The organism is Marinobacter sp. UBA2688 (assembly GCF_002352785.1).
Lineage (GTDB): Bacteria > Pseudomonadota > Gammaproteobacteria > Pseudomonadales > Oleiphilaceae > Marinobacter > Marinobacter salarius.
In genome coordinates this window covers 1-24636 of record NZ_DELU01000003.1, presented here as the reverse complement: position 1 = coordinate 24636, position 24636 = coordinate 1, and the positions used below count along the sequence as shown (strand labels likewise).

At 57.5% G+C, this 24636-nt stretch carries 24 protein-coding genes; 12 read left to right on the top strand and 12 right to left on the bottom strand.

Features of this window, described 5'->3' with window-relative positions:
* Positions 1-39 precede the first annotated feature (39 nt).
* Positions 40-912 carry a tRNA glutamyl-Q(34) synthetase GluQRS gene (gene gluQRS, locus B3M52_RS00215; RefSeq protein ID WP_075195708.1) on the bottom strand — a complete coding sequence of 291 codons (873 nt, stop codon included), beginning with the start codon at positions 910-912 and terminating at the stop codon, positions 40-42.
* 54 nt (positions 913-966) lie between these two features.
* A complete protein-coding gene (gene dksA / locus B3M52_RS00210; protein WP_075195707.1) occupies positions 967-1407 on the bottom strand; it encodes an RNA polymerase-binding protein DksA in 441 nt (146 codons plus the stop codon).
* 175 nt (positions 1408-1582) lie between these two features.
* Between dksA and sfsA the strand changes: the two genes are divergently transcribed.
* Positions 1583-2311, top strand: a complete 729-nt coding sequence (gene sfsA / locus B3M52_RS00205) for a DNA/RNA nuclease SfsA (protein ID WP_075195706.1) — start codon at positions 1583-1585, stop codon at positions 2309-2311.
* Positions 2312-2330: 19 nt separating this feature from the next.
* Here sfsA and B3M52_RS00200 read toward each other — a convergent pair whose 3' ends face one another.
* Entirely contained in the window at positions 2331-3959 is a 1629-nt protein-coding gene (locus B3M52_RS00200; RefSeq protein ID WP_228712276.1) for an AAA family ATPase, read from the bottom strand.
* A gap of 38 nt (positions 3960-3997) precedes the next feature.
* Between B3M52_RS00200 and mrcB the strand changes: the two genes are divergently transcribed.
* Positions 3998-6364, top strand: coding sequence for a penicillin-binding protein 1B (gene mrcB / locus B3M52_RS00195; protein ID WP_226909959.1), 2367 nt, complete (start codon positions 3998-4000; stop codon positions 6362-6364).
* Positions 6361-6936 carry a tetratricopeptide repeat protein gene (locus B3M52_RS00190; RefSeq protein ID WP_075195705.1) on the top strand — a complete coding sequence of 192 codons (576 nt, stop codon included), beginning with the start codon at positions 6361-6363 and terminating at the stop codon, positions 6934-6936. Before mrcB ends, B3M52_RS00190 begins: the two co-directional genes overlap by 4 nt.
* Positions 6937-6990: 54 nt before the next feature.
* On the opposite strand, the gene B3M52_RS00185 is transcribed toward B3M52_RS00190, so the two are convergent.
* Positions 6991-7899: a DUF4382 domain-containing protein gene (locus B3M52_RS00185; protein WP_075195704.1), complete on the bottom strand. Its 909-nt coding sequence runs from the start codon at positions 7897-7899 to the stop codon at positions 6991-6993.
* Between the two features lie 278 nt (positions 7900-8177).
* Here B3M52_RS00185 and B3M52_RS00180 point away from each other — a divergent pair, with 278 nt between their 5' ends.
* The 4 genes from B3M52_RS00180 to B3M52_RS00165 all read left to right on the top strand — a co-directional run bounded on the left by B3M52_RS00180 (position 8178) and on the right by B3M52_RS00165 (position 11301).
* A complete protein-coding gene (locus B3M52_RS00180; RefSeq protein ID WP_228210406.1) occupies positions 8178-8714 on the top strand; it encodes an RNA polymerase sigma factor in 537 nt (178 codons plus the stop codon).
* A gap of 4 nt (positions 8715-8718) precedes the next feature.
* The gene (locus B3M52_RS00175) at positions 8719-9459 is read left to right on the top strand and encodes an anti-sigma factor family protein (protein ID WP_083637215.1); all 741 of its coding nucleotides are present in this window, start codon (positions 8719-8721) and stop codon (positions 9457-9459) included.
* On the top strand, positions 9456-9833 hold the full coding sequence (locus B3M52_RS00170) for a hypothetical protein (protein WP_227517804.1): 378 nt from the start codon (positions 9456-9458) through the stop codon (positions 9831-9833). Before B3M52_RS00175 ends, B3M52_RS00170 begins: the two co-directional genes overlap by 4 nt.
* 154 nt (positions 9834-9987) lie before the next feature.
* Positions 9988-11301 carry a tetratricopeptide repeat protein gene (locus B3M52_RS00165; RefSeq protein WP_083637214.1) on the top strand — a complete coding sequence of 438 codons (1314 nt, stop codon included), beginning with the start codon at positions 9988-9990 and terminating at the stop codon, positions 11299-11301.
* A gap of 45 nt (positions 11302-11346) precedes the next feature.
* On the opposite strand, the gene B3M52_RS00160 is transcribed toward B3M52_RS00165, so the two are convergent.
* From B3M52_RS00160 to B3M52_RS00135, 6 genes are all read right to left on the bottom strand, one after another.
* Entirely contained in the window at positions 11347-12267 is a 921-nt protein-coding gene (locus B3M52_RS00160; RefSeq protein ID WP_075195702.1) for a lipase family alpha/beta hydrolase, read from the bottom strand.
* Positions 12268-12598: 331 nt separating this feature from the next.
* Positions 12599-13879 carry a glutamate-1-semialdehyde 2,1-aminomutase gene (hemL, locus tag B3M52_RS00155; RefSeq protein WP_075195701.1) on the bottom strand — a complete coding sequence of 427 codons (1281 nt, stop codon included), beginning with the start codon at positions 13877-13879 and terminating at the stop codon, positions 12599-12601.
* Between the two features lie 3 nt (positions 13880-13882).
* Positions 13883-14596: a thiamine phosphate synthase gene (thiE, locus tag B3M52_RS00150; RefSeq protein WP_178380786.1), complete on the bottom strand. Its 714-nt coding sequence runs from the start codon at positions 14594-14596 to the stop codon at positions 13883-13885.
* On the bottom strand, positions 14584-15345 hold the full coding sequence (thiD, locus tag B3M52_RS00145) for a bifunctional hydroxymethylpyrimidine kinase/phosphomethylpyrimidine kinase (protein WP_075195700.1): 762 nt from the start codon (positions 15343-15345) through the stop codon (positions 14584-14586). Before thiD ends, thiE begins: the two co-directional genes overlap by 13 nt.
* 38 nt (positions 15346-15383) lie before the next feature.
* Complete coding sequence (hemJ, locus tag B3M52_RS00140; RefSeq protein WP_075195699.1) at positions 15384-15806, bottom strand: protoporphyrinogen oxidase HemJ; 423 nt, start codon at positions 15804-15806, stop codon at positions 15384-15386.
* A gap of 3 nt (positions 15807-15809) precedes the next feature.
* Positions 15810-17588, bottom strand: coding sequence for a chloride channel protein (locus tag B3M52_RS00135; protein WP_075195698.1), 1779 nt, complete (start codon positions 17586-17588; stop codon positions 15810-15812).
* A 133-nt stretch (positions 17589-17721) separates the two neighbouring features.
* Between B3M52_RS00135 and argC the strand changes: the two genes are divergently transcribed.
* From argC to erpA, 4 genes are all read left to right on the top strand, one after another.
* The gene (gene argC, locus B3M52_RS00130) at positions 17722-18759 is read left to right on the top strand and encodes an N-acetyl-gamma-glutamyl-phosphate reductase (protein WP_041332668.1); all 1038 of its coding nucleotides are present in this window, start codon (positions 17722-17724) and stop codon (positions 18757-18759) included.
* A gap of 9 nt (positions 18760-18768) precedes the next feature.
* Complete coding sequence (locus B3M52_RS00125) at positions 18769-19509, top strand: DUF6776 family protein (RefSeq protein WP_036203295.1); 741 nt, start codon at positions 18769-18771, stop codon at positions 19507-19509.
* 1 nt (position 19510) lies between these two features.
* Positions 19511-19987 (top strand): bactofilin family protein, encoded by a 477-nt coding sequence (locus B3M52_RS00120; protein WP_036203298.1) that lies wholly within the window; start codon positions 19511-19513, stop codon positions 19985-19987.
* 61 nt (positions 19988-20048) lie between these two features.
* Entirely contained in the window at positions 20049-20402 is a 354-nt protein-coding gene (gene erpA / locus B3M52_RS00115; RefSeq protein ID WP_036203301.1) for an iron-sulfur cluster insertion protein ErpA, read from the top strand.
* 9 nt (positions 20403-20411) lie between these two features.
* On the opposite strand, the gene B3M52_RS00110 is transcribed toward erpA, so the two are convergent.
* Together B3M52_RS00110 and B3M52_RS00105 are read right to left on the bottom strand one after the other, a co-directional pair.
* Positions 20412-21509 carry an anhydro-N-acetylmuramic acid kinase gene (locus B3M52_RS00110; RefSeq protein ID WP_036203304.1) on the bottom strand — a complete coding sequence of 366 codons (1098 nt, stop codon included), beginning with the start codon at positions 21507-21509 and terminating at the stop codon, positions 20412-20414.
* A gap of 5 nt (positions 21510-21514) precedes the next feature.
* Positions 21515-22936, bottom strand: a complete 1422-nt coding sequence (locus B3M52_RS00105) for a peptidoglycan DD-metalloendopeptidase family protein (protein WP_075195723.1) — start codon at positions 22934-22936, stop codon at positions 21515-21517.
* 306 nt (positions 22937-23242) lie between these two features.
* On the opposite strand from B3M52_RS00105, the gene tyrS reads away from it, so the two are divergent.
* On the top strand, positions 23243-24445 hold the full coding sequence (tyrS, locus tag B3M52_RS00100; protein WP_075195697.1) for a tyrosine--tRNA ligase: 1203 nt from the start codon (positions 23243-23245) through the stop codon (positions 24443-24445).
* The last annotated feature ends 191 nt before the right edge of the window (positions 24446-24636 follow it).

Sequence of the window (24636 nt, the reverse complement as noted above, 5' to 3'; positions counted from 1 at the left end):
TCCGCACTGTCGCTTGTGAAAAGGTTTATAACACGTCGTTCACCGGGCTGTCAGGTGAATCCGCTCCGGCGCCCAGTTGGCTGCGGCCCGGGCAAGCAGGGTACCGATGTCTGATGCCCCTGCCAACAAACGTTGATCCTGTCCTAATGCGGCGAGGGCCTGTTTCAGGTTGTCTTTCGCTTTCCGGTCATCCAGGGCTGGTGCGTGGTTTTGCTTGCTAAGCTTCTGACCATCGGCGTTGAGAATAACCGGAATGTGCATCCAGTGAGGTGGTGGAGTGCTCAGTGAACGATAGATCTGCTGTTGCTGTGCGGTCATGTCCAACAGGTCGGAGCCCCTGACGACGTGGCTGATTTCCTGGTCGATGTCGTCGGCAACCACCGCCAGTTGGTAGGCGTAGAAGCCTTCCTTTCGCAGGATAACCGGATCGTCCAGTTCGGCGTGTATCTTCTGCAGTTGCGGGCCCAGTAATTGGTCGTGCCACTCGCTGCGCTCTTCGTGAAGGGCAAAGCGGACAGCGAACGGACGTTCTCCCGGTTCGGCCTTCCCTTCACGACAGTGCTCCGGATGGCGCCCATCATTTTCCCGCAGTTGCTTTCGTGAACAGGCACAGCGATAGGCCAGCCCTTGATGGAGTAACTGGTCGATCAATGTGCGGTAGTGGGCGTGGCGCTCTGACTGAAAGCGCACTGGTTCGTCAGAGTGCAGGCCGTGGGCGTCCAGGCTCTCCAATATACGCTGGGTGGCTTCGGGGGATTCCCGTAGAGGGTCAAGGTCTTCGATCCGCACCAGCCAGGCGCCATTGTGACTACGAGCCTCCAGGTAGCTGGCAACCGCGGTGACCAGGGAGCCAAAATGCAGAGGCCCGGTTGGAGACGGCGCAAATCGGCCGCGATAATGGGAATCAGTCATGGCTGGCGAATACCGGCCCCGGGTTCGGGAGCCGGCATACTCAAAGGCCTGGGATCAGATGCCAGTCTGGCGCTCGCGAATTTCAGCGAGGGTCTTGCAGTCGATGCACAATGTCGCGGTTGGCCGTGCCTCGAGGCGACGGATACCGATCTCAACGCCGCACTGGTCGCAGAAGCCGTAGTCGTCCTTGTCGATGCGGTCGATGGTCTGGTCAATCTTCTTGATCAGTTTGCGTTCGCGATCACGTGTTCTCAACTCCAGGCTGAATTCCTCTTCCTGGGTTGCACGGTCACTGGGATCCGCGTAATTTGCCGCGTCTTCCTGCATATGGTGCATCGTGCGGTCCACTTCTTCCATCAGTTCCTGCTTCCATTGCAGCAACAGATTCTTGAAGTGCTCCAGCATTTCCGCACTCATGTAGTCTTCACCCTTCTTCATTTCATAAGGGGTGAAGTTGGTAAAACGTTCGCGTGGTTGTTCTGCAGTATTTGCCATTGAACCCGGCCTCATGTTTGTACTTCGCAAGAACGCTATATTTCCGGCGACCAGCGAATACTGGCCGGTTGTACCCTGGAAAAAGCATTCGTCCTGAAACGGGAATTTGCGGAAAATAGCAGATTAGTCACAGGGGTGCCAGCCTTGTGATGCCTACTTTTGCACGGAGACCAAAATGAAGTTGCCCGCACCATTGATCGAAGGCCGGCTAATACGGCGCTACAAGCGGTTCCTGGCTGATGTCCGGTTGCCGGATGGCAGTGAGGTCATTGCTCATTGTCCCAACACGGGCTCCATGCTGGGGTGTCAGCCCCAGGATGCCCGGGTATGGCTGAGTACCAGTGACAATCCCAAGCGCAAGCTGAAGTATACCTGGGAGCTGGTTGAAACTACTCCGGGCGAGGTGGCCTGCATCAACACGGCGCGACCGAACGCGCAGGCCCGTGAAGCCATTGAAAATGGGGGCGTTCCGGAGCTTGCCGCCTACCAGACCTGCAGGGCAGAAGTGCGTTACGGCACAGAGAAAAGTCGGATCGATCTACACCTGTCAGGTCACGAGCATCATCCGGATGCCTGGGTTGAGGTAAAAAATGTGACCCTATGTGAGGACGGGCAGGGCTTTTTCCCCGATGCCGTAACCTCCCGTGGCCAGAAACACCTGCGGGAACTGATGGCGCAGGCTAGGGCAGGCGAGCGTGCGGTGCTGTTTTTTGTGGTCAATCACACCGGCATCGACAGCGTGCGGCCCGCCGACCATATCGACAGCGCCTACGGTGTGCTGCTTCGTGAGGCAAAGGCGGCCGGCGTTGAGCTGCTGGCATATAGGGCGGAGCTTTCCGGCCCGCAAGGGCCGGATGGCGATATCTCGCTAGGTGAGGCCGTGCCGGTTATTCTGGACGCCTGAGTTGGTTACTTCAGGCGCTTTACATCCCGGGAAGGCCAAAATGTTGGCGGATTCGGTCTGCGACCGCCTCCCCCACATGTTCCTGGTCGGTATACAGGTGAATGGTGTGGGTTTTTTCCTCGGTGGTAAGAGGCTCAAGCCAGGCTTCCTGTTCTTCCAGGAATTCCTCGGTGGCTTCGGAGGCATCACCTGAGCGGTTGCGAGCCCATTCCTTACGGCTTTCCAGGGGCGCTTCGCAGTGCAGGAGAGCGAACGGCATGCCCCGGCTCTCCGCCACGTCCGCCATCATCTCCCGCTCGGACTGTTTCAGGCAGGCAGAGTCTACGATGACCGGCAGGCCGCTGGTCAGCAAGGCGCCGGCCAGTTCGGCCAGGCGCTCATAGGTGCGCTGGTTGGCTTCTTCGGTGTACAGCTTCTCACCGGTCGGGGATTTGCTCTGGTCCAGCGGGCCCAGGCCAAAGAGTCGCTTGCGCTCCACGTCCGAGCGCAGCCGGATCAGCCCCAATTCCGCCGCCATGGAGCCACTGACGCAGGATTTGCCACTGGCGGAGAGCCCGGTGGTGGCCAGTAGATAAGGGTTGGGTATGGCGCTGTAGTCTTCCGCCAGTTGGGCGTAATCACGGTAGCGCTGCATCAGGCCTTCCCGCTCGGAGTCGGTCAGCGATGGGTTGCCGAGAGTGAATAGGGCAATCTTGGCGCGGACCATGGCGCGGTAGGCCTTGTAGAGGGGTAGCAGCGACAGGGCCTCGAAGTCACCCCGGTACTCCAGGTAGGTATTCAATACCAGGTTCGCCAGCTCGGGCTCACGGCGGGACTCCAGGTCCATCAGCAGGAACGCCAGGTCATTGATCACGTCTATCCAGCGGAAGGGCTCACTGAACTCGATGCAATCGAATACTGTCACGTCGCCGTCATAGATCGTGATATTTGCCAGGTGCAGGTCGCCATGGCACTCCCGTACAAATCCGCCCTCGTAGCGCTCGGAAATCAGGGCCGATTGGCGCTCAAAGGTGCTGCGGGTCCATTGCTCCAGGTTGTCGAGCTGAAGCAGGAGCACGTCATCGTCAATCATCGGGCGGATCTGGTCGAAGTTTTCCTGCATCGCAGCGAAGACTGCTTCCGGCGTTCCCAGTGGTTTGCCGGATTCAACCGGTCGTTGGCTGTCGTGGAAGTCCGCGGCCTGCCGCGCGAGGCTGGTGAGCAGCTCAGGCGTGAGTTTGCTGTTTTCCTGTCGCACGTCAAACAGTTCGTTCTGGTCGAACTGGCGCATGCGAATGGCATACTCGAACGCGTCCTCCTGGCCACCGAGCGCCGGAGCCTCGGTCGAGCCGGTGATGGGCACTACGTCGAGGTATAGATTGTTGGCGAGACGCCGATTCAGCCGCAATTCCTCTTCGCAAAAATGCTTGCGCCGCGCCAGGGTCGAGAAGTCGAGAAAGCCGAAGTCCATCGGCTTCTTGATTTTGTAGGCATAGTCGCCGGTCAGGATGACCCATGAGATGTGCGTTTCGATAACCTGAAAGTCTTTCACCGGGTGGTCATACAGCGCCGGATTCTGCAGTGCCAGAATCAGGTTGTCGGAAGGTGCGTCGCTCACGGCTCTCTCCTTGGGTTCCTTGAACTCGTTGATTTTTATCGCCCCCATCATAACGAGCAAAACGGGCAGATTACAGAAATAACACACGGATGACCTGCCGTACCGACGCCCGGATTCGTTATAATCCCGCCATGAAAAAATCTGCTTCCCCCCGGAAATCGCCCAAGAAAAACACCCGCAAGGGAAAGTCTGCCCGCCGGCCCTGGTTCTGGCGCCTGTTTCTGCGCGTCTTTTTTATCGGCGTGGTGCTGCTCGCCGGTTGGATGGTCTACCTGGATGCGGTGGTCACTTCCCGCTTTGAAGGCCGTCGATTTGAAGTGCCGTCTCGAGTCTATGCGAGACCACTGGAGCTGTATGACGGCGCGAGCGTCAGCTCAGGGGCTCTGCAGCGGGAGCTTGAGCTGTCCGGCTACCGTGCCGGGGATGGCAGCCGGGCAGGTACCTATCGTCGCAATGGCGGCCACTTTATTATCAGCACTCGGGGCTTTCTGTTTACCGACGGGCTGGAACCTCGTAGACGCCTGTCGCTTAACATATACAGCGACCAGGTGCAGGATTTCCGGGTACTGTCGGGCGACCCTTCGCCGATTGTGCGCCTGGAACCGGCCCAGATCGGCGGTATCTATCCCGCCCACAAGGAGGACCGGGTGTTGGTGCAGCTGGCGGATGTACCCGAACTTTTCACCGATACGCTATTGGCCGTTGAGGACCGCAATTTCCATGACCATGTCGGGATCGCCCCGCTATCGATTGGCCGGGCAATGCTGGCTAATATCCGGGCCGGGCAGATCGTGCAGGGGGGCAGCACGCTGACCCAGCAGTTGGTGAAAAACTTTTTCCTGACCCGGGATCAAACCTTGTTGCGCAAGGGTAACGAAGCCCTGATGTCGCTGCTGCTGGAGCTCCATTACGAGAAAAACGACATACTGGAAACATATGTCAACGAGGTGTACGTGGGGCAGGCCGGCACACGAGCCATTCACGGATTCGGGCTGGCAAGCCAGTTCTATTTCGGCGAGTCGATTCGTGATCTTCAAACCCATCAGATTGCCTTGTTGGTCGGCCTGGTGAAGGGGCCGAGCTACTATAATCCCCGACGCCATCCGGACCGTGCCCTGTCCCGTCGCAACCTGGTCATTGATGTGATGGCTGAAACCGATCTTATCAGCGAAGAGGATGCCGCCAGGGCCCGTGCCCAGCCGCTGGGTGTTACGAACCAGGCTTCATACTCTGAAAACCGGTACCCGGCCTACATCGATCTGGTTCGTCGTCACCTGGCCCGGGATTACAAGCAGGAAGACCTGCAGAGTGAGGGGCTTCGCATCTTCACCACCCTGAACCCCGCGATCCAGTATGCGGCGGAATTTGCCGTCAAGGATATGCTCGGGCGAATGGAGGGGAGCTCCGATACCACGCTGGAGTCCGCCATGGTGGTGACCTCGCGGGACAGTGGAGAGGTGTTGGCCCTGGTTGGTGGGCGTGACCCGAAATACGCCGGTTTCAATCGCGCCGTGGATGCGAGCCGTCCTATCGGTTCCCTGGTCAAGCCGTTCGTTTACCTGACGGCGTTGCAGAACCCGGATCGGTATACCCTGATCACACCTGTCGAGGACAAGGGCTTCTCCCTGGTGTTCGACGACGGACGCCGCTGGGAGCCTGAAAACTACGATAAGGAACAGCGCGGCGAGGTGCCCCTGCACAAGGCGCTCTCCCACTCGTATAACCTACCTACTGTGCGTGTAGGACTGGATGTGGGTATCGGCGCTGTGAAGTCTACCTTGCAGGGATTTGGCGTTCCCGGGGGTATTTCGGAGTATCCATCAATGTTGTTGGGCTCAGTCTCCATGACGCCGGTAACGGTCGCCCAGATCTATCAGGGGCTGGCTACGTCCGGTTTCAATACGCCCCTGAGAACCATTCGGCAGGTCACCGATGCCGAAGGCGAGGCCCTGTCTCGCTATAGCCTGAAAGTGGACCAGGTAGCGGATCCCGCCGCGGTACATCTTGTCCAGTATGTTATGCAGGAAACCATGCAGGAAGGTACCGGGCGTTCCGCGTACCGGACCGTGCCACGAGAGCTCACGCTTGCAGGTAAGACCGGAACCACCGATGATGGCCGCGATTCCTGGTTCGCCGGTTTCAGCGGCGACCTGCTGGCGGTGACCTGGGTTGGCAGGGACGACAACGGCCCAACGTCTCTGACAGGCGCCACCGGCGCCTTACCGGTGTGGTCCCGGTTTATGAGCCAGGTACCGCAGCACGGCTTCTCGCCGGTGGTGCCGGATGGGGTAGAGTACCTCTGGGTCAATCCCGACGAAGTCGCCCTGACAGAAGAACATTGTGACAATGCACGCCTCGTACCGTTCATCACCGGCAGTGAGCCTGATGTGGAGGTTTCCTGCGGAGGTAATATCGAGCGGCGGATACGGGGCTGGTTTGAAGGACTTTTCCAATGAAATCGAACACGTTTACATGCGCTGGTTTATTGGCCCTGTCGCTGACGGTGGCCGGTTGCGCCTCTGGCCCGGGCGGTGGCTCCATTTATGTGCCAGCCGGTGATCGGTCATCCCCTGACGAGGCGCCCCAGCCGCCACAAACCGGTGAGCCTCGTGACGAACCGCGGGTTGAGCGTAAAAGCGAGCAGCCTGATCAACCTGTGCGGCAGCCAGAGCGCACGGCCCCCAGCTACCAGGATGAGGGTGACGCACTGTCGCCGGCAGCACGAAGCCTTATCCAGCGGGCGGACAGCCTGATGGCGTCCGGCGAGACCCAGGCCGCCGTGGCGCAACTGGAGCGGGCACAGCGAATCGCCCCACGCTCGGCGCAGGTGTACTTCAAGCTCTCACAAGCCTACGTGGCACTGGATCAACTGGGTTCGGCGGAGCAGTTCACGTTGAAAGGGTTGTCTTTGGCCGGCAGCAATTCGTCATTGCAGCGCTCGGGATGGTTGCTGCTGGCGGATATCCGGCGTGCCAGGGGGAATGTGGCTGGGGCGGATCAGGCTGAGGCGCGTGCGTCGGCCTTGTGATTTGCGGTAACTGGAGCCGGGCAGTGTTTGAACTGCCCGGCTATCTATCGAGAACTACGGCTGTGTCTGGAGTTCAAAATCAGCGGTAGACGTCTCGCTAGCAACAACGGTGACATTTTGAGCTCCGTTGAAGTTGATGTCGTCGTCTGATGGTTCTCCTTGATCGTTCTCGATCAGGTCATCCCCGCAGGTATAACTCACGGTGTACTCGCCAGCTGGAATGAAAGCGGCGGTGTAGGTATAGGTTCCGTTTTCGTCGACCGGAGCAACAACCAGCGGTTCGTTTTCGCTGCCAATGTCGTCAGGCACGGCATCTGCACCTTCATGAACGTAGACATTGCCTGCAAATTCAGGAGTCATTGCGTCACCACATTCCTGAGTGATCAGTTCGCCAGCTACCGTACCCTCGATAGTGCCGACCTCAGAGTTGTCGACAAGCCTGAGTACCGGCTTGAGTCGATAGCTGTCCTGCCCGACAGGGTTAACCAGTGACTTGCGAACATCGAAGTCGATGGTAAAGCTGACTTCACCTCCGGCAGGAACGGTAAACCCTGATGTCTGTACGCCTCTTTCCGATGGAGTGGTAAGGATGTGAGAGCTTCCGTCATCAAGAAGGACGGTGTTGTCGTCGCCGAGTTCGATTCTCATCCAGTTGTAGTTGCCAGCCGGAACTTCCTCATCAGTGACGAGGCTTTCAAATGAACCTCCCTGCAGGTCGAGAAGATTGATCGGTGCGGGGAATTCCAGCTCAAACCTGCGACGTTCGCCGTCTGAAGGTTGAAGTACCAGCGCGGTAACCTCAATGTTTACTTCCTGGGCGCTGTCTACAGGTGCATCAGTCAGTCCGACGCTTACGCTGCCTGTTTCCCCTCCGCTAAGACTACTGCTGTCGCTGTCACCGCCACAGGCAGTCAGCGCTCCGGTAAAGCCAAGTATTGTCAGGTATTTCAGAGACTGATTCATTGCAAACCTCCTTAGGGAAAGACACTGGCCGGTTGAAGAAATGTTGGGTGGCCACAAGGGCATAACGCTGAAATGTCGTCAGCCGTTCCATTGTGTCTGCTAACCCTTGCCTCTTGGACGGCTGATGCGACTTTGATCGGTGGTTTGGTCATGGGCCAATACTTACGTGCGGATTGTGTTGTAAACTGCGTCCTCTTTTTGCGCGATTAATCAGACGAGTACCGGTTTTGGCTTTACTTTCCTTTAACCCTTCCCGGGCCAAGCGATTTGAGAAACTGGTGCAGCCGCATTTGGAGGCTATGTACCGGTTTGCGTATCGTTTGGCTGGGCAGCAACAGGATGCCGAGGATTTGGTTCAGGATGTGGTCTTGAAACTATATCCCCGTCTCTCGGAGCTGGAATCAGTGGAGCAACTGAGGCCATGGTTGAATCGCGTGTTGTACCGGCACTTTATTGATCAGGTCCGTCGCAAAGGACGTCGCGCCGACAGGCCTGTTAGCGACGTAGCAGAGCCGGAACAGCAATCCTCCTTTCTAGACTCCTACGCCGCGGATGTCCCCGATCTCAGTGAGCAGATCAGTTCTGAGCGCTTGAAGCCCGTTATGGATGAGATTATTCAGACTCTGTCGCCGGATCGGCGCACTCTGATGCTGCTGCACGATGTGGATGGCTGGAGCCAGGAAGATATTGCTCAGGTGCTTGAAATACCGGTTGGCACGGTGAAGTCGAGAGTCCATCGTTGTCGGGCCGCCCTGCGGGAAAAGTTACTTGAGCGTCCGGAACTTTTTCCGCAGGCCGAGCGTGTGAAAGAATGAGGTGATGGCAATGATGTGTGACGAGTGCAAAAACAATCTGGGTTCCTGGGCCAAGGCCGAGCTGTCGGCTGCTCAGGCTAACCGCCTTGAGCAGCATCTTGCCGAGTGTGAGAGCTGTTCCGTTGCCGCACACAACGAATTGGCAATCGTCACCGCGATGCGTGAAAGTCAGGAGATACCGCCCTCGTCGCCGGGTTTTGAGAAACAGGTTCTGGATGTTGCCATCGGAAGGGAGCGCCGGTCCCGCAAAAGCCTTACGGACTACGGTTGGAGTGCCCCGTGGGTGGGAGGTGCCATTGCGGCGGCCCTGGTCCTGGGGATTGCACTTGGTTTTGGCTGGCGTTCAGGCCAGGAACCGGCGGATGAATTGGCGCAGATTAAAACGGATTCAGTAACCGATCATCGAGTAACCGTTGTTGATGAAAGCGCGGATGAACGCTCGGCACTGAAGCCGGTTGCCCGGAATGTTCGGCTTGCGTTTCGCTCCAGGGAAGCGCTGCAGGGTGTTACTTTGACAGTGGAATTGCCGCCTCATGTAGAGGTTTCTGATTATCCCGGGCACCAAAGGTTGAGCTGGAGAGTTGATCTGGATAAAGGCGAAAATGTGGTAAACCTGCCATTAAACATTCTGTTCTCTGGTGAGGGTGAGCTGGTCGCTCATCTTGACGATGGCCAAAGAACCAAAACGTTCCGGGCCAGTCTCAACGGCCCATCAATAAATGGACGTCCGGAGCCCTCGTCATGATGTCGGGAATCTGGCAGAGAGCTGTCTGTTTCGTCGGTCTCAGCCTGTTTTTGGTGGGACCGTCAACGGTTTTTGCCAGTGATGATCTTGATGTGACCATGAGAATGGTTACAGACGACGAAGACCTTACGGAATCTGTCGTGCGTGAGATTAACCTGCGTGAACCGGTATCACTTGGTCGACCGTCGAAAGATCGTGGCATCGATAAGTCGGTTCATTCCGCGGATAAGGCCCGGGACGCACGCGAGAGAGGGCGGGATGCCGCCAACGCAGCGTCTGAGCGGGCTCGGGAAGTCCGTAATGACAATGGGCGAAAGGGGCGGCCTGAGTTGCCTGATCTGCCAGATGTCTCCAATCGTCCCGACCGGCCCTAGCTTCCCTTGCTAACTACTTACTAACTATACGGCATCGTAATTTTCCTTCTGCGACGAAGCACTTCGTCAGTTGCTATACTCCGGTTTTTGTCGTGCCCTCACTCAACGCGTCTGTTTTGAGGGGCGCCACCACAGCGTATTTCCGGAGTAAAGCTTGGGGTTCCCACGATCAGCCATTCTGTTTATTGCCCTGATGACCTCGACTCCTGCGGCGATGGCCATGGAGGTCACCAATAGGCCGGATTTCGATGCCGGTGTGGAGGCCTTTCGGCAAGGAAACCTGGAAGAGGCCCGGATTTTTTTCGAGCGAGCTCGGGCGGCTGGCACCAACTCTCCATCCCTACTCTACAATCTCGGCGTTGTTTACTTCCGTCTCGGCGATCTCGAGTCGGCCGAAACCGTATTCCTGACATTGCTGGAAACGCCTCATGCGCCTCTGGCTTACTACAACCTCGGTCTGGTAAAGCAGAGGATGGGTAAGGTGGGCGACGCCCGCCAGTGGTTCGAACGTGCTGCCAGCGAGGATTCACCTGAAGAAGTCCAAACGTTGGCTCGTCACCAGCTGGCTGATGTCACCGCGGAATCTCCATTGGGTCAGCGCCATGGTAGTGGCTATCTCGCCGTCGCTGGCGGATACGACGACAATATTGCTGGAACTCCGGATGATGTTTCCAGTGATAAGGAAGGCGGGTTTGCGGATGCGCTGGCGGCGGGAACTGTTCAACTCGGAATGAAGGAACTCAGCTTGCACGGGGTTGCTTTCACTCGTCAGTACCCTGGGAACTCTGCCTTTAATAACACTTATCTCAGCACTGGTGCGTCGTTGCCGAAAGAGCTGGGAGACGGAGAGCTTACATCAACCCTGAGCCTGTCGGCATCCTGGTTTGGCGGTGATCCCCTTGAGCGCGAGGCCCGGGTCGAGATGCTCTATCATCCCGATCGGTGCGTTTTGGCTCCTGTGGTCTCTGGTGTTGAATGCAGCGTAAGTGGTTCGGTTTCAACGATTGACGGTGGCAGCGATTACAGCGCCTACGATGGAGAAATGCTGCGATTCCGCGCCAGCGCCGATAAAGCGTTGGGAAGTTGGGTTCTGAGCGGTCATTATCAGCTGGAAGATAACCATCGAAGGGATCTCTCGACACAGCAGGAGTTCTTCAGTGTATCTCCCATACGAAATCTTGTGTCGGCGGAAGTCCGTCACTATGTGTCGGGCCGATTTTCGTTGGGCGGCAAGGCCGATGTTCGTTACTCCCGCTACAAGGATGACCAACGATTCGTGTCGAACGGGGCTCTGGTCTCTGAGCGGCGCACGGATAACCGGTTGCGCGGTTCGCTGCTGGCGGAATACCGACTGGCCGGGGAATGGATGATGCTGGCGGAATGGAGCATGCTGGACAACCGCAGTACCATTGAACGTTATGACTACAGCCGTCGGGAAGTGATGCTCGGGTTTGAGACCGTGTTCTGAAATCATGGCGGGATATCCGTATCCAGCCATGGCGAACGGGGCTATTTAAAGCCCGGCATTTCTCAGGCGGTTGGCCTGCTGCCGGAAGACGGTTTTTGGATCAGTCTCGAACAGACTATGCAGTCCAAGAGCCTGATTCACCTCATCCAGGTGGTTCATGAAATAGTTATCACGAATCACTTTGCCAAAATGGCTGCTGCAGCGGCCTACCAATCCATCGTTGGGGCTGAACGTAAACGCCAGGCTGGTGGTGCCCAAAAGTACGTCGGATGGGTCCAGCACGTTGGTCAGTACGCCAGTGCCACCCCATGAATAAAAGCGCACGCCGTTGCTGGAATAGGCACCTTCACCACAGGCACTGGCCGGAACGCCGGCGGGGGCGAAGTTGTTGAACTCGGCGCTGCCTTCGGTGGTGAGTGAGTAGAGGCTGGACTGGAGGTCCTGATTGTAGCCGCCACCGGAGAGCAGGTCGATCAGGCTGCCCAGTGCGTTACCCAGTGATGCCGCAAGACCGTCCGCCGGAGATCCGTGGATCAGGTCTGCAACCGGTGAGCCTTTGTGGGGGGAGCCCACGGAGGTTACCGAGGCCACCAGATCCGGCCTTACCCGTGCGACGTATCGAGCGGTGGGCCCGCCATGGCTGTGGCCAATCAGGTTTACCTTGCCATGAACCGCTGCGATTGAGGCGATCTGTGGTAGCAGTGCCTCACCCCTGGCGATGGTGCTGTCCAGAGCGGGTACCTGGGTGGTGTAGACATCGGCACCGTACTTGCGCAGGTCTTCGGCAATGCCATACCAGTAGTCTACCCCCGCAATTGAATCGAATCCGAACATACCGTGAACCAACACCACCGGATAGCGGGTGTCGGTGTAGTTGGATGGCGTGGAATTCCACCACCAGGCCATTGATGGCGCCGACCATGCCAGTGCCACCAGCATGGCGAATACCTTGATCCATTGTTTCATTGTTGCACCTACAGTTTGCTGTTGTATTTATTGTCAAACTGCGGCTCGACCTAACAGGTTGTGCCGACTACTGCATTTTGGGGCAGTCCAAGGCAGTACTGCGTGGCGTCCATGCGCTGACTTCTGTCTTGTGATTGTTAGATGGTCGCAGTCAGTGCATCTCTTGTCCGAGATCTGACCATAATTTGATCATAGGGTGAGTGAAGTCAACGGCAGGAGGGGCCGGGGCGGTTTGGGCGGTCAGAAGTGTGATGCGGGTCACCCCTGGGGCCCCGAAAGACATGTCCCTGTTGCTGACAGGCTTTCGGGGTCAGGGATCAATCGGTCGCGTTCAGAGCGTTTTCATGACACGGCGTGCCGCTTCCGTTGTCTGTCGGATGTCGTCATCGGTCAGGGCTGCGCTGGTAAAGCCGGCCTCAAAGGCTGAAGGCGCCAGGTAAACACCTTCCTTGAGCATCCCCTGGAAGAATTTTTTGAACCGCTCTACGTCGCAGGCCATGACCTGGTCGAAGCGTGTGATCCTGGGGGCGTCGGTAAAGAAGAAGCCGAACATGGCGCCAGCACTTTGCACTGCCAATGGGACGCCGGTGCTGTCCGCAGCCTCCTTTAACCCATCGCGCACGGCATTGGTCTTTTCCGTCAACCGGTCATGGAAGCCCGGCTCTGAAATGGCGTTCAATGTAGCCAGCCCGGCACACATGGCCAGCGGGTTGCCACTCAGAGTTCCGGCCTGGTAGACCGGTCCCAGTGGCGAAATGTGTTCCATGATCTCCCGCTTGCCGCCAAACGCGCCAACAGGCAGGCCGCCGCCAATCACTTTGCCCAGGGCGGTCAGGTCCGGTGTGACACTGTAGAGTTCCTGAGCGCCACCGAGGGAGACACGGAAGCCGGTCATGACCTCATCGAAAATCAATACCGTGCCGTGCTCGTCGCATACCTCCCGCAACGCTTCAAGGAAACCGGGGACAGGCGGTATGCAGTTCATGTTGCCCGCCACTGGCTCAACGATGATGGCTGCGATTTCATCGCCCATTTTTGCGAAGGTTTCCCGAACACTTTCAATATCGTTGAACGCCAGGGTCAACGTATGTTCCGCGAGGCTGGCGGGAATGCCCGGTGAGTTGGGGACGCCCAGGGTCAGCGCGCCGGAGCCGGCTTTCACCAGCAGTGAATCCACGTGGCCGTGATAGCAGCCTTCGAACTTCACGATCTTGTCTCGGCCGGTATAGCCGCGGGCGAGTCGAACCGTGCTCATGGTGGCCTCGGTGCCGGAATTAACCATGCGCACCAGGTCAATGGAAGGGACCAGTTCGCAGACCTTCTTGGCCATTTCGGTTTCGATCGCTGTCGGTGCTCCGTAACCGATGCCCTGATCGACCTGGGCATGGAGCGCATCCTTGATGATCTGGTTGCCGTGGCCAAGGATCATGGGCCCCCAGGAACCGATGTAATCGATGTAGCGGCGATCGTCTTCGTCGTACAGGTAGGCGCCGTCGGCGTGTTTGAAAAACAGCGGGGTACCGCCGACTCCCCGGAAGGCCCGGACTGGAGAGTTGACGCCTCCAGGGATGTATTTCTGAGCCTGTTCGAATAGGGTTTCGGACTGGGTCATGGTTCAGGACTCCTGAGATACGGACGATGAAAAAAGTGGGTGATGTTGCGCAAACAGCTGGCTAAATCGGCGTGCGCGCTCTTCAATGGTGGCAACGTCACCATCGAACAGGCCGCCGACCACGGCCAGCAGGTCGGCGCCGGCGCGGATCAGGCCTTCGCCGTTATCTATAGTAATGCCCCCAATGGCGGTTACGGGTTTGCCAAACTGCCGTGACTTGGTCAGAACTGAAGGCTCGGCAACGGGGGCGTCAGGCTTGGTGGTTGAGTTAAAGAAGCGGCCGAAGGCCAGGTAGTCGGCGCCGTCCGCATCCGCCCGGGACGCCAGTGCCAGGTCGGCATGGCAGGTTGCACCGACGATGGCATGGTCACCAAGCTGCCGTCTGGCCAGGGCCAGGGAGCCATCGGACTGACCCAAGTGCACACCGGCGGCTCCGCAGCGACGGGCCAGTTCAGGATCATCGTTGATGATCAGCGGCACGCGGGCATTGTGGCAAAGGGCCGCCAGGTCCTGCGCCTGTTTCAGCCGTTCTGGCTCCGGCGCCTTTTTTTCACGGTACTGTACCAACACGGCCCCGCCTCGAAGGGCCGCCTCAACCGCGACCAGCAGTCGGTCTTCCGGTAACAGTTGGCTGTCGGTAATGGCGTAGAGGCCTGGCTTCAGGCCCTTGGCGATGGCCTGGGCACTGAAAGTGCCGGAAGGCGTTAGCTCTGCCATGGAATGCCCCGGTCGGGTACCGGTTGCCCTTTGCCGACTCGCAGTGCGTGCCGGATCGCACGGAGGACATAGTCCTGCGCCTGGTCAATCGCTGCCCCGGCTGAGAGGCCTGATGCCCTGCCAGCGGCGATCGAGGCCGCCAGGGTGCACCCGGTGCCGTGATACTCACCACCAACCCGCTCAACGTAAAAATGGGACGGTTCTTCAGACTGGTGGTAGAGAGTGTTGATGATGTCCTCGCCTTCGCCATGCCCCCCCGTGGCCAGTACGGACTGGCAACCAGCGTTTAGCAGCTTGCGGGCCGCTTGCGCCGGATCTTCGTTCTCGCCCAGCAGGGCCAATTCAATGCTGTTGGGCGTAATCATCTCTGCGTGTCGGAACAGGCGTTCCTTCATGCGTGCAATCAGCGCTTCGTCGGCGAGGTCGCCGCCACCGGCGGCCTTGATCACCGGATCGGTAATCAGAGGGATGTCCGGGTGGTTGGCGAGAAAATCCACCAGTACATCCACCACATCGGCGTTGCCGAGGGCTCCGGTTTTGATGGCATGAATGGGGGTGTCCCCGGCCAGGCATTCCAGTTGTTGGCGGACGATGTCCGGGTCCGTTGCGGTGGCGTTGTAGACGTTCCGGGTGTCTTGCACGGTCAGGCAGGACAACACAGGCAGCGGGTGACAGCCCAGGGCGGTCACTGCCTGGATATCAGCCTGGATGCCGGCGCCGCCGGAGGGATCCAGGCCAGAAATAATCAGAACGTGAGGACGGCTGTTAAGGTTGATAGTCGGGCTCCTCAGAAGGGTTTGACGACAGCGAGAATGACGATGGCGACCAGTGCCAGAACGGGCATCTCGTTAAACCAGCGGTAGAACACGTGGCTACGGGTGTTCTGGTCATCGCGGAACACCTTCACCAGATGTCCGCAGTAGAAGTGGTAGCCGATCAGCAGGACCACCAACAACAGTTTGGCGTGAATCCAGCCCTGGCTCATATAACCTTCGATATTGTAACCGATGAGCCAGAGACCAAAAACAACCGTTGCTACCATAGACGGTGTGGTGATTCCCCGATAGAGCTTGCGCTCCATGATCTTGAAGCGCTGGCGGCCAGGTTCGTCCTCACAGGCGGCGTGATAGACGAACAGTCTTGGCAGGTAGAAAAGGCCGGCGAACCAGCACACCATGGACACAATATGCAGGGCTTTGACCCACAACATTCATCAACTCCGTCGGTATTGGTAGTAGCTCTCGATATCCGATTTCAGCACAACGCCATAGACGCGCTGGATCATCGGGGCAACATGACGCTGCACGTAGAGGGCTTCTACGCTGGTCTGGTCAAATTCGTTCAGTGCTTCTTCCAGGGTCGCCTGGTACTGCACCGGTGCGATGTCCCGGCGATTGGCGGGAATGTCCATCAGGTCAATCTGCTCTGGTGTTGTGTCTTCTTCGCTGTCCGTTGCCGGCGCTTTGGTGTCTTCCATGTAGCGAGCAAGATCCACCGCCGGCAGCAGGCCAGTGGGGCCGCTACTGCCTTCCACCACCAGCCATTTTGGTTCGGATTTGAGGATTTTTCTGGCTTCTTCACGCGACAGGAAGCGTTCGGTGCGCAGGATGTTCCTGTCCATGATGGCGCCAACGGACACGCGCCGTAAAGCCTGGATAACCGGCGAGTTCTGGTAACTCAGGCCCTGGCTCTTGAGTATGGTCAGGAACAAAGATTTCTTGCCAAAGGCTTCGCTGGTTACCAGGCTCGAGGTCGTAATGATCAGCATGCCTGGCAGAATAATGTGGGGATTCCTGGTAAGTTCCATCAGCGCCATGAGCGCTGCCAGTGGCGCCTGCAGCACGGCCCCCATCATGGCGCCCATGCCCAGCATGGCGTAAAAGCCCACGGACGATGCCATATCCGGCAGTATCTGGGCGCCAATCAATCCCATGGCTCCTCCCAGTGTGGCTCCCATGAACAGGGTGGGGCCAATCACGCCGCTGGGCATGCCAAGGCCGAGGGTGACCGAAGTGATCAACAACTTGGCGATGCCGGCGCCCAGCAATAGCCAGAAGGGCAGTTGGTTGTCGATCGTGAACTGCACCGTGTCGTACCCGATCCCCATCACTTCCGGTACAACGATGGCAAAGGGCACCATGAGAAGTCCGGCGATGGTGAGTCGCAGTAATACCGGGCGATGGTGGTGGCGGCCGGTGGTGTCGATCAGTTGTATAAAGGCCGCCGCCGCGACCCCGATAATGATTGCAATGGCGATGATCCAAGGGATTTCCAGCAGGGAGTTCATGGTCAGCGGCGGCACACTGAACGCTGGCTCCGAGCCGTACGCGGCCTGGGTAACCACCGCCGCGGTCACGGATGCCAGGATGATGGGGGTGAAACCGGCGATGGTGTATTCCATCATCACCACTTCCATGGCAAAAATAACGCCGGAAATCGGGGTGTTGAACGACGCGGAAATAGCGGCCGCGCAGCCGCAGGCAACCAATGTCCGGATGCTGTTGTTGGGTAGCCGCATCCATTGCCCCATCAAGCTGGAGATGGCTGCCCCAAGATGTACGGCGGGGCCTTCCCGGCCGGCGGATTGGCCGGTAACAACGGTGCTGACACCGGTGGCGAACTGGACGAGGGCGCTGCGAACGGAAATATAGCCCTGATGGTAGTTCAGGCGTTCCATGACGTGCACGATGCCAACCTTGCGGTCGTGGGTTGCCAGGTTGTGCATCAGCAGGCCCAGCGCAATGGCGCCGGCCAACGGCAGGATGGCGCGGGTAAGAATGTCCAGCTCTTCAAACGACTCGGAGCCGTCGCCAGGCAGGAAGTACTCGAGTGGCCATTCGATGGCCAGGCGAAAAACCAGAATCACGCCACCGGTAAACAGGCCGGATAGCAATCCGAGAACCGCCAGTTGTGGCAATGCGTCGACACCGGACAGCCGGCGCCGGAAAACCGGGATCAAGTTTCCAGTGATCTTGTTTCTCAGTTTACGCATGAACGCCGGTTTTCCAGGGACGAGTGGTTTCTTGACGATATTGTAACCAGCGCCGCTCGGGCTGCAATAAGTCATTGGTTTATCATGTTAGACTATGGGTGTGTTATGAACCCGATTTCAGCTGGAGAAACAGGTGATAAAAGTAGGCATTGTAGGTGGAACCGGTTATACCGGTGTTGAGCTTCTGAGGATTCTTGCGGTTCATCCGGACGTGACGGTGAGTTGCATCACCTCGCGTTCCGAGGCCGGCATGCCGGTCGCAGATATGTATCCGAACCTTCGCGGCCACTACGACCTTGCCTTTTCCGAGCCGGACGTAAAAACGCTGGCAGCCTGTGATCTGGTCTTTTTCGCCACGCCCCACGGTGTGGCCATGCGGATGATGCCGGAACTGATGGCTGCCGGAACCCGTGTTGTGGATCTATCAGCGGACTTCCGCCTCCGGGATCTGGATGTCTGGGCCGAGTGGTACGGCATGCCTCATGAAAGTCCCGAATGGGCGGAGAAAGCGGTTTATGGCCTGCCGGAAGTGGTGCGGAACAAGATCCGTACAGCACAACTGGTGGCTAACCCGGGCTGTTATCCCACAGCTGTCCAGTTGGGCTTTCTGCCATTGCTGGAGAGCGGGCTGGTCGATCCGTCACGACTGATCGCGGACGCCAAGTCGGGCGCCAGCGGTGCCGGACGTCAGGGCAAGATCGGTATGCTGCACGGTGAGGTGGGCGAGAGCTTCAAGGCCTATGGCGCATCCGGTCATCGCCATCTCCCGGAAATTCGTCAGGGCCTGTCCCAGGCGGCGGGTGGTGATGTCGGTGTTACCTTCGTGCCACACCTGATTCCGATGGTCCGGGGGATCGAGGCAACGCTATACGCAGAGCTTCGGAACCCTGCTGATTTTGACCGTCTCCAGTCGCTGTTCGAAGACCGCTTCCGGGATGAGCCTTTTGTGGACGTGATGCCATTTGGCAGTCATCCGGAAACCCGCAGTGTCCGTGGTGCCAACAACTGCCGTATGGCTCTTCACCGGCAGGAGCAGAGCAATATTGTGATCGTTTCATCGGTCATTGATAACCTGGTAAAAGGTGCGGCAGGGCAGGCGGTCCAGAACATGAACATCATGTTTGACCTCAAGGAAACCCTCGGGCTGGAAGCGCCCGCGCTGCTACCATAGGTCTGACCGGTGAGCGAACACAGAAAACCCGCTGAAGAATACGTTGTCATCCGGCATCGCCCGGGGTACCGGCTGCGCCGAAGCTTGATATTGCTGACGTTTTCCATCCTCGCTGCGGTGCTGGGGTATGTGACCGGTATGGCGCAGGGTGGATTCCGTTTTTCAACTGCCGAAGAGTCCCGCGACCTGCTGGAAGAGCAGGTTGAAGACCTTCGAGAGCAAAACCGCGAGGCCAGCCAGCAACTGGTCAACCTGGAGCGGGGGCGAACCATAGATGCACAAGCCCTGAATCAGGCGAGAAGGAGCATTGTTGATCTGGAAACCCGGATCGCGTCACTGAAAGCGGATCTGACTTTCTATAAAAACATCATGGCACCTTCGGAAACCAGCAAAGGGCTGCAGGTGGATCGGTTCACGATGCAGCAGGGGCGCCAGGACGACACCTATGGTTTTAAGCTGGTGCTCACCCAGATCGGTGACAACAAGAGTTATATATCGGGCGTGGTCGCGGTGAACGTCATTGGTATGCGAAATGAAGAGAAAGAAGTGATCGCGCTGAGGGACCTGTCGGACGATATCGACGATCTGGGCGTCAAGTTCCGCTTCCGGTATTTTCAGGATATAGAGGGGCTTTTACGAGTGCCGGACGGTTTCGAGCCGGTTGAGCTGCAGGTGGTCGCCCGTGCAGAAGGCAGTAAATCGTCCCAGGCCGAACGAACTTTTGATTGGGATGAATTGACGGAGAACTAAAATGCTTGGCAAAAAGAAACAGAAACCTAGGCGCCCCGCTGGGCACTTCGATACCCTGGTTTCGTCCCGCACGACGGTTAAGGGGGATGTGCATTTCTCCGGCGGACTGCATGTGGATGGCACTATCCGCGGCCGGGTCGTTGCCGAAGAAGGCGGCGACGCGGTGTTAAGGGTGTCTGAGGTGGGTTCCGTGGAGGGTGACATTGTCGCCCCTCATGTGATCGTAAACGGCACGGTTCACGGCGATGTGTACGCGTCAACGCACCTTGAACTGGCCGAAAAAGCCTCCATCCATGGCAATGTCTATTACAATCTGATCGAGATGGCTATGGGCGCGTCCGTTAACGGGAGCCTGGTTCACCAGAACGAGCCCGCGGGTTTGTTGAGCAGGGACAAGCAATCTGATGCTGCCGGCAGAGTCATTCCTGAAGAGAAGCAGGCGGAGGAAGAGTCGGTAGAGGTACCTGGCAAGGAATAGTTGATTGTTTTAGTCAGGAATATGATAATCAGGTCAGATTTTTCTGTAACCGGAGGCGGACTTGAGTGTAGTTCAGCAACAGGCAATCACACCGCTGTTTTTCAGTGACAGCGCGGTATCCAAAGTACGGGAGCTGGTGGATGAGGAGGGCAACTCCGACCTCAAGCTTCGCGTGTTTGTGACCGGTGGCGGCTGTTCCGGTTTCCAGTATGGTTTCTCATTCGATGAAGCGCAGGATGAGGAAGACACGGTCATCGAAAGGGATGGCGTGATGTTGCTTGTGGATCCTATGAGTTACCAGTATCTGGTCGGGGCAACCGTGGATTATCAGGAAGGGTTGCAGGGGTCGCAATTTGTCGTTCAGAACCCCAATGCCAGCTCCACCTGTGGCTGTGGTAGCTCCTTCTCGATCTGACGTGCGTGTTCAGGCGTAGTACACCGCCCCAAGTATTCTTTTCCCCTCTGCGCCTGTAACTTCCGGAACATTGCCGGGCTTGCCGGCGAGTGTCTGGCTTGCGAGCCAGGCAAAGGCCGCCGGTTCTACCCATTGCGGGTCCAGGCCCAGGTCATCTGTTGACGCGAGGCGGGCCGGGCTACAGGTTCGCTGCAGAGCCCGCATCAGAATCCTGTTTTTAGCACCGCCCCCACACGCAAATATTGTCATTCCCGGCGATTGCGGCAACTGCTGCGCGACGGATACTGCAGTTAATTCGAGCAGGGTGCGTTGTACGTCGGCGCCGGAAAGGTCCGGGTGACGACGTAATTGAGTCCTGATCCACTCAATATTGAACTTTTCGGTACCCGTGCTCTTGGGTGGCTGTCGCGAAAAGTAGGCATCCGAAAGCAGGTCGCTTAGCAGTGCCTGATTGATCTCCCCTTCCTCGGCCCATGCGCCATCCTCGTCAAACGCCCGGCCAGTCTGATCCATGCACCAGGCATCCATCAGCGCGTTCGCAGGGCCTGTATCAAAACCGGTGATCGGCTCATTGGCGCCCGCTGGAAGGTGGGTGATATTGGCGATGCCGCCAAGATTAAGGATGCACCGGCTCTCGCCTTCAGCGCTAAAGAAGGCTTTGTGGAATGCCGGCACCAGTGGCGCTCCTTGACCGCCTGCTGCCAGGTCGCGCCGCCTGAAGTCTGCCACGGTCGTGATGCCGGTTCGTTCAGTGATAACAGTGGGATCGCCAATCTGCAGGGAAAAAGGTGCTGAACTATCAGGGTGGTGACGTAGGGTCTGGCCGTGACTGCCGATGGCGTTGATGGATGAGGCCGGGAAACCGGACTTCCCGATCACAGTTTCCGCCGCGAGGGCGAACAGTGAGCCGACGGCGTGATCAAGCTCGCCGACATCATCCGGCGTTCCCCGGTTCTGGCCGAGATTGACCAGCCGTCTGCGTATGTCGTCCGGGTAGGCGGTGGTGTGGGTGGCATGCACCTGGATTGTTTGACCGTTGAACGACACCAGTATGGCGTCAATGCCGTCCATGCTGGTGCCTGACATCAATCCAATCCAGGCTTTCATTCAGTTCACTCGTCAGCGGCCAGGGCTAGATGCTGGTAGTTTTGGCGGAACAGTTCGAACTTGGCAACTTGCTGTTCCGCAAATCCCTTGAAGCGAGCCATTTCTGACTTGGGTACCGGTTTCGCATCAGGGAGCTTGACCGTTCGCGAGTTTCTCGGAGAGCCGTTGACCCGGAATTCATAATGCAGGTGGGGCCCGGTCACCATGCCGGAAGAGCCAACATGGCCAACGGTGTCGCCCTGCTTGACCTTGGTGCCGGTCTTGATGCCTTTGCCGAGACGGCTCATGTGGGCATAGAGAGTGGTAATGTTGTCGCCGTGCTTGAGAATGACCGTGCGGCCATAGCCGCCTTTCCATCCGGCAAACTGTACCCTGCCATGTCCAGCCGCCTTAATGGGAGTGCCTGGAGGCGCGGCGTAGTCAGTGCCCTCATGCGGGCGAACGACGTCCAGTACCGGGTGACGACGCTGAAGGTTGAAGGAAGAAGAGACGCGGGCGTTGATGGGTGTGCGCAGGAACGCCTTGCGCATGCTGCTGCCGTCCGGGCTGTAATAGTCAGTATCACCGTTGCTGTCAGTGTACTGCAGGGCAATAACCTCTTTGCCCCGATTGATAAAGCGAGCAGACAGAATGTTGCCAGTGTCGAATTTCTCGCCGTCCAGATACAGTTCCTCATACACCACTTCGAACCGGTCACCCTTGCGAACGTCGTATACGAAGTCGATGTTCCACCCGAAGATGCCCGCCATTTCCATGGCCAGTCTGTCGCTCATGCCGGCTTCGCGCGCCGCCACATAGAGGGAGCCGTCAATAACGCCTGACGCAAATGCCGGTTTAACGTCAGGCTCGCGGACCACGGTTTCGCCGGTAAAACCTTCTTCGGTTTTTTCAACGTGAAGGGTTTCCAGCAGGTTGCGCTGGAGGTCTATGGCAGCGAGTTCGCCGGCGTCATTGGTTGCAAACGCGATGGTTTCGCCAGCATAGAGCCGCTGAAGCTTATCGGCTTCGCCAGAGCCGTGGATCACAGACAGCATGATGCCGTCGTTGAAGCCGGCCTTGCCGAACAGGGATGAAAGTGTGTCGCCGGACTTGATCTTGTATTCCTGCCATTGCAGCTCTGGCTCGCTGACCTCAGCCATGGCCGCAGCGGTGTCCAGTGCTTCGGGTAGCTGAGGCTCGTCGCTGATGGATGCCAGTTCAGGTGCTACTGTTGCGTCTTCTTCTGGCATCTTGTCGGCAGCGGGCTGTTCGTTCATGCGGGGAGTCGGCTTGCCTGACGACTTGACGGTGCCTTCGTCGAGATCCAGCGAGTAAGCCATTCTATTGGCTTCTACATCGGCGCTGGGGCTCATCAGAATAGCGGCTGCAACGACAACACTGGTCGCAGCGGCAATGGTGATATGGGTTTTCGGAAACATTTTCAGCACGTGTCGCATCCGTTTTAATCGGTATTCCGGTAGGTTGTACTACCTAATTAAAGCTGTTGTTCAAGTATAGTCCAACAGATTACCGTATAAAATGCGCTCAGGACAGCATCAAACATTACCGTTACTGGCATACTGGCCGGATTTCTGAGGCCGGGATTGTTATAATACCCGGCCTTAAATACGCGACTTTGTTCAAAAACTGAGCAGGTACACTTTAACAGGGGTGCTGGTAACGCACAGATTTCTTTTGTAGATCTCTGTAACTGTCGTCCGGCCCAAATGATCAGAATTGAGGGTGTGTGGTACATGGCATCTATTGAAGAGGCGCTGGCCGTTATCAAACGCGGCATGGATGAGTTGATCCCCGAGGAAGGGTTGATTGAGAAGCTCCGGGAGGGGCGCCCTCTCAGGATAAAGGCCGGATTCGATCCTACGGCCCCAGATCTTCACTTGGGCCATACGGTTCTGATCAACAAGCTGCGACAGTTCCAGGACCTGGGGCATGAAGTGATCTTCCTTATAGGGGATTTCACCGGAATGATCGGTGATCCCACCGGCAAGAGTGCAACTCGCCCGCCTCTGACGGAAGCGCAGGTTGCTGCCAACGCCATTACCTATAAAGAGCAGGTGTTCAAGATCCTGGATAAGGAAAAGACACGTGTGGTGTTTAACTCCGACTGGATGAGCAAGCTTTCTGCGGCTGACATGATTCGTCTGGCGGGGCAGTATACGGTTGCCCGTATGCTCGAGCGCGATGATTTCACCAAGCGCTACCGTGCCGAGCAGCCCATCGCCATTCATGAGTTCCTGTATCCACTGGTTCAGGGGTATGACTCGGTCGCCCTTGAGGCTGATGTGGAGCTGGGCGGGACAGATCAGAAGTTCAACCTCTTGATGGGGCGGATTCTCCAGAAGCACTATGGTCAGAAGCCGCAGGCTGTATTGACCATGCCGTTGCTGGAAGGGCTGGATGGTGTCCAGAAGATGTCAAAGTCGTTGGGCAACTATGTCGGCGTTAATGATTCGCCCGGTGAAATGTACACCAAGCTGTTGTCCATGCCGGATGACCTCCTGTGGCGTTATTTTGAATTGCTGAGCTTCCGGCCGTTGGCGGAAGTGGATGAGTTTCGTGCTGCAGTGTCCGGGGGTGCAAATCCGCAGGACTACAAAAAGCTGCTGGCAGAAGAAATTATCACTCGCTTCCATAACGCTGAAGCGGCGGCGACAGCGCACAAGTCCGCGGGTAACCGGGTGGGCCTGGGTGAAATACCCGAGAACGTGCCGACTATCGAGGTTTCCCTCTCCGGGCAGGAGCAGTTGCCCGTTGCTACAGTGCTTCGCCTCGCAGGGTTGGTGAAGAATGGGGCCGCTGCCAGAGACGTACTTGGGCGTGGCGCTGTCTTTATTGATGGTGAAAAGCACGAGGGTGATCGCTTCTTTAATCTGGGCGACGACTGCGTTGTGCAGGCGGGTAAGAAGAAAATTGCTCGCGTAGTGATCACGGATTGATCGAAAAGTAAGGTTTTTGAGAAAATATTGAAAACCGCGTTGACAGTCGGAGTGAGCTCTGTAGAATACGCATCTCTTTCGAGGGGCACGCCACTGAGGCGGGCCGGAAATTGAAAGACAACCGTTTGAATTAATTGAAGATTTCGAGTTTCAAAATTCTTCAGAAAGCGGTTGACAAGGCAGCGATTCGA